2 protein-coding genes and 1 pseudogene are annotated in these 2732 nt (G+C 37.2%); all 3 read left to right on the forward strand.

What is annotated here, in order from left to right:
• A pseudogene (locus BZG74_RS15545) lies at positions 1–175 on the forward strand (ISAs1 family transposase); the annotation flags it as partial.
• Between the two features lie 251 nt (positions 176–426).
• The gene (locus tag BZG74_RS15370) at positions 427–1227 is read left to right on the forward strand and encodes a glycosyltransferase family 2 protein (protein ID WP_077773343.1); all 801 of its coding nucleotides are present in this window, start codon (positions 427–429) and stop codon (positions 1225–1227) included.
• A gap of 747 nt (positions 1228–1974) precedes the next feature.
• The coding region (locus tag BZG74_RS15375; RefSeq protein WP_131825650.1) for an EpsG family protein at positions 1975–2732 on the forward strand (758 nt) is incomplete at its 3' end.

Consider the following 2732-nt stretch of genomic DNA (forward strand, 5'->3'; position numbering starts at 1 on the left):
TTATAAAGACAATGGGGCCGCGAACTTTGCCTGTCTGCGACACATGGCCTCAAACATGGTGCGGGCTGAGCCGACCAAGATCAGCTTGGTGGCCAAACAGAAGCGCTGTCTCATGAATCCCAGCTTCTTAGAGAAGGTTTTAGCCGCAGGCATACCGGCGATGGTTGAAAAATGAACACTCATGCGCTCGCCCTGACTCTTACGGTAAATGAATGGAAGAACATAGAATTTCGTAAGGGCTAAGAAGACATTGTTGAGCATACTAATAAGTGAAACGAAATTGAAAGCGGGAATTAAAAAAATGATGCATCCTAAGCATATTTTGAATATATTGGTAAGCCTTTATTTACGGAATGCATATGTAGCACTCGTGTGACGGTTTATCATGTGTTTTCCGCAATTAATTAGGAGGTTTGGAACTACCACATGTCTGAAAAAGCAACCATAATTATACCTGTTTGCAATCGTGAAATTGAGTTGCATCGTGCTGTGAGATCGGTTCTTAACCAAACTCACAGTCACCTTGAAATTATTGTCGTTGAGAATAACTCAAAGGATCCAATGAAATTACGTTCAGTTGTTGAAAATCTCGCCGATGATCGTATAAGTTTTCATTCTTTAAGAAATTGTGAAAATGCTAACGTTGCACGTAATTATGGTATGAAATTGGCAACAGGTGATTATATAGGATTCCTGGATTCCGATGACGAGTTTGAACCTCACCATGTTAGAGACTCAATTGATTTTATAAAATCTAATAATCTGGACTTTTGTTTTGGTTCAATGCGTATTTTTAATGGAAAAAAATACAGGGTTGGAGCTTCTCGTAGATTAATAAAGAATGAAAGTGGCGCTCATTATTTGCTTAGWGGAAAGGGATATCAGGCACAGACAAACACTTATTTTATAACACGTAAAGCTTCAAAATTAGTGTCGTGGGATAACGAACTGGAAAGGCATCAAGATTGGGATTTTTTCTTCCAGTTAGTTGATAGATGTGTTGGTGACGCAAAAACTGATCCATCTGTAATCGTTAATTGGGTGGAAGGAAGAAAAGTTCACTTACCAGTGGGTTCGGTTGATCGTTTTTATAATCGCTGGGCTTGTAAAATGACTTTGACAATGAAGTATAGATTTGTTTTTTCTAAAATGCGCCAGTCAATTAAATTGAGAAATAGAAAGCTCTTTATATGGTCACTGCGACGGTTGATTATTATCAATTATTGATAATTTTATTATTAAACATGGCCATAACCATAAGAAGGATGAGAGTAATAGTATCCAGGGGAAAGGTATGAATAGCCTCGCCATGCCTGGGGGAGCGATTTAAAGACTAAGTTGCCACTTAAGGCTAGACACCGTGCGTCACCCCAAGTTTATTAATTAAAAAGGATCAATTTGTTGATTGTTTTCAGTGCGATTTACTAGTCTTCTAACGTTTAGGAGATTAAAAGTGACAGAAGATAAAAGTCCATTTATGCGTTTCTTTTCTATTAGAGACATTCGCCAAGAAGATAGAGTTGAACAGACGTTATAAAATACTATTTTGATAACGATTTGTGCGGTGTCGCGGATTCAGCCGCGAAGTGCAACACCCTCGTAAGCAGCGTGACTTTTATTACGTTTTGGCTTCTATCACAATCGGCAGATACGATTGCAAGAGTGATGGGAACCATCAGCAGAAAAAAATTACAAAACGCCTTCATGGAATGGATGAAATCGTTCCATAAATTAACGGATGGCGAAGTGGTTGCCATTGATGGAAAAACAGCAGGTCAGCCGCATGAAAGAACACAGCTCACACTTCTTACTCGTATACGTTCAAATAGGCCTTAAATCGACTCGTTTTAATTGATTAAAGGACTGAAAATGTGGCATTGATCGCTTCATGCAGTGACCCTGTACTGAGGAGGCTTTCGTGATGCGGTTCTCAATGCATTTTAAATGGTTATTACAGTTAATAAAGGTTAAAGTATGACCCCATACTTAGTTGTCTTTGGCTGGCTTACTTTTTGTTCAGTTATTCATTATACAAAGCAACTTTCTTATCTAAAGCCACTTTTATTTTTGTTATCTACTTTACTATTAATTTTCTTTTCAGGATTTAGAGAGATTGGGGTTGGTGCTGATGATTGGAACTATGTTATAAAGTTCTTGGAGGTGCCGGATATAAGTTATTGGATTTCTGGGGAGTTTATATACTCTTTTTCCGAAACCTGGATGGAGCCTGCTTATATAGCCTTAGGGGCAATCATTCGTTTATTTACATCAAACTATACGTATTTGTTCTTAGCCGTTTCTCTATTTTCAGTAGGTGTTGCATGTTATAATTATTACAGGTTTTCAAAGCATGTTTTCTTGGTTTTAATTTTGTTTTTTGTCCATACATATTTGTATCGCGATATAAATCAAATTCGTGCTGCCATAGCTGCTGCTATTGGCCTGTTTTTGATACCACAAATTTATTACAGACAGCATCTGAGAGTTATTTTAACAATAGTTTTTGCAGGTTCATTTCATATGGCCTCATTTTCTTATTTTTTAGTTTACTTTCTGTCATTTTTTAAAGTCACAACTAAAAGACTAATGCTGGGATATGGCATTTCATTCGTACTAGGATTAATAGGAATTAGCGCTCTGTTACTCAATATGTTACCTAACTTAGGTCATGTAACAACAAAGATCACAGGATATGCTAACTCAGATTATGCTGATTCAGTATCATTTTTGGG

It is taken from the genome of Salinivibrio sharmensis (genome assembly GCF_001995985.1).
GTDB lineage: Bacteria > Pseudomonadota > Gammaproteobacteria > Enterobacterales > Vibrionaceae > Salinivibrio > Salinivibrio sharmensis.